The following is a 5,877-nucleotide window of genomic DNA, read 5'->3' as shown; positions in this document are numbered from 1 at the left end:
GGTATTGTTACTTGTCTTTTCGTAATTATTTATAATCATTACTTCGAGTACCATTACGCATGGAGTCACTCCTCAAGAAGACTTCCGACACATTATATGATTTCGTGCTTTTGGGAAGGACAAGAAGGTAGCTTTTTGTTGTGGATGTTTTGGCATGCACTATTAGGTGTAGTCGTGATTTTCACAAATAAATACTGGGAGGCTACAGTCATGACTGTTTTCTCTCTGGTACAGTTTTTCCTGGCCTCAATGATTTTAGGGGTTGTGATACCAGTAATTAATTTAAAAATTGGTAGCTCACCATTTATCTTGCTGAGAGACGCGATTGATGCTCCGATCTTTCAACAGCAACCGGACTTTGTGCCTAAAGACGGAACCGGACTTAACCCTCTATTGCAAAACTATTGGATGGTCATTCATCCGCCCACTCTATTTTTAGGCTTTGCCCTTACCGTAGTGCCTTTTGCTTATTGTATAGCTGGCCTTTGGAAAAAGAAATATAAAGAATGGATTCGCCCTGCTTTACCTTGGGCACTTTTTGGTGCAGCAGTACTTGGTGTAGGTATTCTTATGGGTGGCTATTGGGCATATGAAACGTTAAACTTTGGTGGGTATTGGAACTGGGATCCTGTAGAAAATGCTGTATATGTGCCATGGCTGTTTATGGTCGCTGCGATACACGTGATGATCACTTTTAAGAATAGCGAGACAGCACTTAAGGCCTCTGTGATTTTAGTAATTACGACTTTTATCTTAATTCTTTATTCTACATTCCTTACGAGAAGTGGTATTTTGGGAGACGCTTCGGTGCACTCATTTACCGACTTAGGCCTATCGGGTCAATTACTTGTTTACCTACTGTTCTTCACTATCGGTGCTATTGTTCTATGTGCTGTAAGATGGAAAAATCTACCAACCAGTGAAAAAGAGGCAAGTACTTACTCCAGAGAGTTCTGGATCTTTATAGGAGCCATTTCTTTATGCCTGATGGGCTTTCAGGTTTTAGTTCCGACATCAATTCCAGTTTATAATAGTATTATAGAAAGTTTTGGAGGTATTTCCAATATGGCGCCTCCTGCAGATCAGGTTGAATTTTATACAAAATCTCAATTATGGTTTGCGGTAGTAGTCGCATTACTCTCGGGTACTGGCCAGTTTTTCTGGTGGAAGAAGATGAGTAAAGAGACTTTACTAAGCCAACTTACTGTACCGTTGATATTAACTTTAATAATAAGCACAATTGCCATAGCTATCGGTGATATAGGAAAACCTTCGTACATCGTGCTTTTGGTTGCGGGAGTTTACACTGTAGTAGCAAATGCTAAAATTCTTTTTGGTTTACTAAAGTCCAGCCCTAAGCTCTCTGGTGGAGCAATTACACATATTGGTGTAGGTATGATACTTATTGGGATTTTGTATTCAGCCGGTTATTCGAAGGTTGTTTCACTCAATACTACAGGTATGCTTATCTCTAAAGATGCATCTACCGAGTTTAATAATGAAAATATCCTCCTTTTTATTAATGAGCCAAAATCAATGGCTGGTTATGAACTCAAATATCGTGGAGAGCGTGTAGAGGCCATAAATAGGGGTATTTATGTAGATCGAAATGATCTTGTAACGACAGCACAGCCACATTTGATGATTGCCAAGCGTGATGTTGAGGAGGAGGGTAATATAGTCATACAAAAAAATGATACAATTGAGATTTCTCCGGAAAATACGTTTTACGAAATAGAATATACCGACCAATCTGGCGAGGTATTTAAATTATATCCTAGAGCACAGGTAAATGAAGCTATGGGAGGCTTGCTCGCCTCACCTGATATAAAAAGGAACTTAAGTAAAGACCTTTATACACACGTTTCATCTATCAGAAATCCTACAGAAGAATCTGAATGGAGCGATTTGGAGGAATTTAAGATAAGCATGAATGAAAACTTCTTCGTAAATGATTACGTGGCTACAGTTGAGAAAATCGAACGTATCTCAGAAGTGCCAGGTGTCGATTTATCAGAAGAGGATGTGGCAATAAGGGTAGATATCAAAGTTTTGGGTGAAGAAAGAGAGTATATTGCCCAGCCTTTATTTCTCATAAAGAATAACTTGGTAGGTCGTATACCAGACGAAATTGGCGATCTTGGGCTGAGGTTAAACCTCATGAACGTACACCCTGAAACTGATAATTTTACAATTGGAGTTAACACACGCCAAAAAGACTGGGTGGTACTTAAGGCTATGGAAAAACCTTTAATAAATGTACTATGGATTGGTACATTGGTATTAGTTGCAGGATTTGCCATAGCCACAAGACGCAGATACTCTGAGTTCAAGAAGATGAGAGAAAAAGGGCTAGAATAATTATGCAGCTAATCTCGCTTTTACAGTTTCAGCCATTTTCATAATTCTTATAGATTCTGTAGACATGTTGTAGTGCACCATACTCACACCATCCTGAGAGTTTTCTACAGAGACACACAGTAAATCCTCTCTTATCTCTACGATAGTTTGCAGGTCTTTTTCTTCGAGCGTGTAGAGAGCCGTAGAGTCCAACTCAATGAGAAGACTACGATAGCGATCATCAGGGTAATAGAAAACACCCTCATTTTCAACTGATTCTATTTTTCTAAAACCTAGCTTCTCAGTGGTTTTATATGAATACTCGTTGGCAAAACCCAATATATATTTCACACCAATGTTAGGAGCAGTAGCTATAGCTGCTTTCATAAGGGCATTTGCTAGGTTAGCTCTTCGGTAATCTTTTTCTATCCAGAGGCCACATAACTCAGCCACACCGTCTGCCAAGGCAAGACATTCTACCTTGCTAGTTACCATAGGATAATCTTGAAGCGCCACTTCTAATGGCATACTAAAACCAGATTTGATATCTAATCTTACACCTCCAATCATTTCACCGACCTCATTTTTCATTACAAAAAGCCAAACAGTGGGTTTAAATTGCCAATCGTTTGACATAGAAGAGACTCCCTCAACACCAAAACTTTCAAGTACTTTCACGTGCTTTTTAAAGAAAGAATTGGCAACTAAAGGGTGCTCAATTGCTTGAAACAGACTAATGCTAAAACTACGTAATTCCATAATTATGAAACTAACGCATTGATAACTAGCAAGTTGAATATAATTTATAAAAAATATTACATTGTAATATTTTTTTCTTTAGCAGTTAAGCTGTCAGATTTGACTTTTAAATGCTTTTGAGGTTAGATGTTTAATTGGGGCTGTATTTTTTTGTTAAAAAATTATATGAAACCTTACATCAAAACTTTACTTGTCTTTTATATATCGTCCGCGATTTAATACATTTTTTGGGTCTAATGCCCTTTTTAAGTTAGCGAGAAGGGTTTGGGTATTTGGCTGATAGTTCTCAATCATTTGCATCGATTGTATCCCTAATCGATATGGTGGATAACCTATCTCTTCAAATCTTGCAATTATTTCATCATGACACGCTTTGGCAGCCTTATCCTGTGCAGGGTCTGTTTTATCATAGCAGATGGCTCCAGTTATATCAAGTGCTCTTTCTGCAATAAATAGAAAACCGACATTGGGCTCAAGGGCATACTTCTCACTTGTTGATTCGATTATTTCTGTTGCTTTACGTACTGCTTCAGCAGTATTTGGTATCGCGGGGCAGTACCATAAAACTCCGCAGCCATCTTCATGCACATTCTTGTTTACGGGGATTGGCTTTTTTACTCTCCAATAGCACATATTCAATGCGCGCTCTGAAGTAAAGCCTTGCAAAGAACTATTGAAGTAGATGAAATCGATGAAATCCTGCTCCTCTGCGGTTCCGTTTTGTTTTATCTGTGTAGCCCTTTGTTTGTCATAAAACTCAATCTTCTCCACAAATGGGGAAAGCTGCTCAGATAGATAGTTGCGTTCTGCTTGAGCAAATTCTTTATTAATTGAATAAAGAGCGCCCAGTCCTATCCATTTTCCTTTGATGCCGGTTTTCTCCTTGAGCAAATTCAAAACACTATTGTCGAGAGGTGTTTTGCCATTCATTTCATCCCAAGGGTATTGTTTAGAAAAACTTATCATACGATAGTCATTAAAAATACGCAGTGAGAGCGACAGTTTTTGAAGACGAGCGTACCTCATTCTCTCGATGATCTCAGATAAGTTTTCATCATCTCGAATCTGAAATAATACGATTTGAAAATGATCTGATTTTGGCTGGAGCCATAGATTTAATTTTGTAATAACACCGTAACTGCTTTGTGTAAATATTCCATCTAATGAAGGGCCCAGCCCCCATTTGGAGAGTGCGGTTACCTCAGAATTCTTCAAACTCCCAAAACCGGTATTAATCACTTCTCCTGTTGGTAACACAACCTCCATTCCACATGTAAAATTAAATCTATCAGCATTGAGCGCGACTCCATGCCCTCTTTCTGCTGTATTACCGATTATACTGGCCTCACCTGTGCTACCAATACTATCAAGCATGAGTGATGAACCTTTGTCTAATAAAAATTCGCTTACCTGCCTGAATGTAACTCCTGGTTCCACTTCTATGTAGGCCAATTTCTCAGAAAAATCAGTGATTTTGTTCATTCTACCCAAATCGATAATCACATGATCATTTTCAACAGGTAGTTTAGAGCCAAGTCCGTAATTCTTTCCTTTACTTACAGTGTAAACTGAAACGTCATATTTATTAGCGATTTTTAAGCATTTACTCACCTGGTCTGTATTTTCGGGGAATAAGATATAACGCACGTTACTTTCGGTGAGAAATGTGGTCTCATTATAGTCTGTGAGTGTATCAACATTTTCTAGTATACTAGTTTCACTAGGAAGAGCTGCTCTCCACTCTTGGGTTGCCTTTTCTAAAGATGATTGGGTCATAGAATCAGTTCTGGTGATTATACGGTGTTATAACAATACGATTACTTTCACTTTACTAAAAGAATTTTTAAAAAATAAAGTTTTTTTGTACTAAATTAAAACCATGTCCAATAGTGAGGTATTTCTTGATGAAAACATTCTCAAGCTTATCAACTTGTCAAATGAGTACGCCTGCGCAATAGACCAAGACCTTACTATTCTTGCGATAAATGATACTTTTAAAAACGATATTCCTGATTATTCTGTAAAAAAAGTGTTTGCAGACTTACTGCAAGAGAGCGATCAACAAGATATAAAAGAGCTCATAAAAAACTGTCTGTCGACCGGGAAGAGGCAAAAATTCGTAGCAGACCTAAATCTTGCAGGTCAGAATAAAATAGAGTGGAGGCTGGAGACAAATAATCAAAAAGACTTGATTTTTTGTTTCGGAACGGTACTAAAAAGGCATCATGAGCAGGAGCGAAACAGACTTATCGAAGCATTAGACCAAATAAGCCTTTCTTTAAGCAAGAAGGAAGGCAGACTGTCAGAAGGTGAGATTACTGATATACAAACTGTATTGTCAGAAAAGGTCGATAAGTTTAAACTTATCTCTCAAAATGTAAGCGATATTGTTTGCCTGCATGAGCCAAACGAGGCCAGGTATTTATATGTATCACCCTCTCTTACAGATGTTACAGGTTATGAACCACGTGAGTTTGAAGGTAAAAGCCCATATGACTTCTTTCACCCCGATATGCATAAAATGCTCGAGGATGATCATAAGAAAAAGCAACAAGGTGAAGATCAGTCTGATGAAGGGCCTCCGCCAAAAATGCTCTATAAAATTCAATCTAAAGACGGGGGGTATATCTGGTTAGAATCTCACAGCAAACCTATTTTTGATGATGATGGTAATGTTATTATGATATTGAGCACCTCTCGAGATGTAACAGAGCGTGTCGATGCTGAAGAGGAAAAAGAAAAGTTTTTTGAGTATTACAGGATCTTGGGCAATAACAT

At 38.1% G+C, this 5,877-nt stretch carries 4 protein-coding genes; 2 read left to right on the top strand and 2 right to left on the bottom strand.

Annotation, left to right across the window (positions count from 1 at the left end):
• Positions 1-2,361: cytochrome c biogenesis protein CcsA (gene ccsA, locus E1176_RS08685; RefSeq protein WP_155210220.1), on the top strand; the 2,361-nt coding region annotated here is incomplete at its 5' end.
• On the opposite strand, the gene E1176_RS08680 is transcribed toward ccsA, so the two are convergent.
• Both E1176_RS08680 and E1176_RS08675 read right to left on the bottom strand, forming a co-directional pair.
• On the bottom strand, positions 2,362-3,099 hold the full coding sequence (locus tag E1176_RS08680) for a GNAT family N-acetyltransferase (RefSeq protein ID WP_155210218.1): 738 nt from the start codon (positions 3,097-3,099) through the stop codon (positions 2,362-2,364).
• 186 nt (positions 3,100-3,285) lie between these two features.
• Positions 3,286-4,875, bottom strand: coding sequence for an FAD-binding oxidoreductase (locus E1176_RS08675; RefSeq protein WP_155210217.1), 1,590 nt, complete (start codon positions 4,873-4,875; stop codon positions 3,286-3,288).
• 103 nt (positions 4,876-4,978) lie between these two features.
• Between E1176_RS08675 and E1176_RS08670 the strand changes: the two genes are divergently transcribed.
• The coding region (locus tag E1176_RS08670; protein WP_155210216.1) for a PAS domain-containing protein at positions 4,979-5,877 on the top strand (899 nt) is incomplete at its 3' end.

The sequence above is a fragment of the Fulvivirga aurantia genome, assembly GCF_009711475.1.
GTDB classification, from domain to species: Bacteria; Bacteroidota; Bacteroidia; order Cytophagales; family Cyclobacteriaceae; genus Fulvivirga; species Fulvivirga aurantia.
The sequence above is the reverse complement of the archived record's forward strand: the minus strand, read 5'-3'. Positions and strand labels throughout refer to the sequence as shown.

Bases quoted from the DNA above. Each gene is read 5' to 3' on its own strand.
- E1176_RS08680 (WP_155210218.1), bottom strand. From the start codon at position 3,099: ATGGAATTACGTAGTTTTAGCATTAGTCTGTTTCAAGCAATTGAGCAC.
- E1176_RS08675 (WP_155210217.1), bottom strand. From the start codon at position 4,875: ATGACCCAATCATCTTTAGAAAAGGCAACCCAAGAGTGGAGAGCAGCT.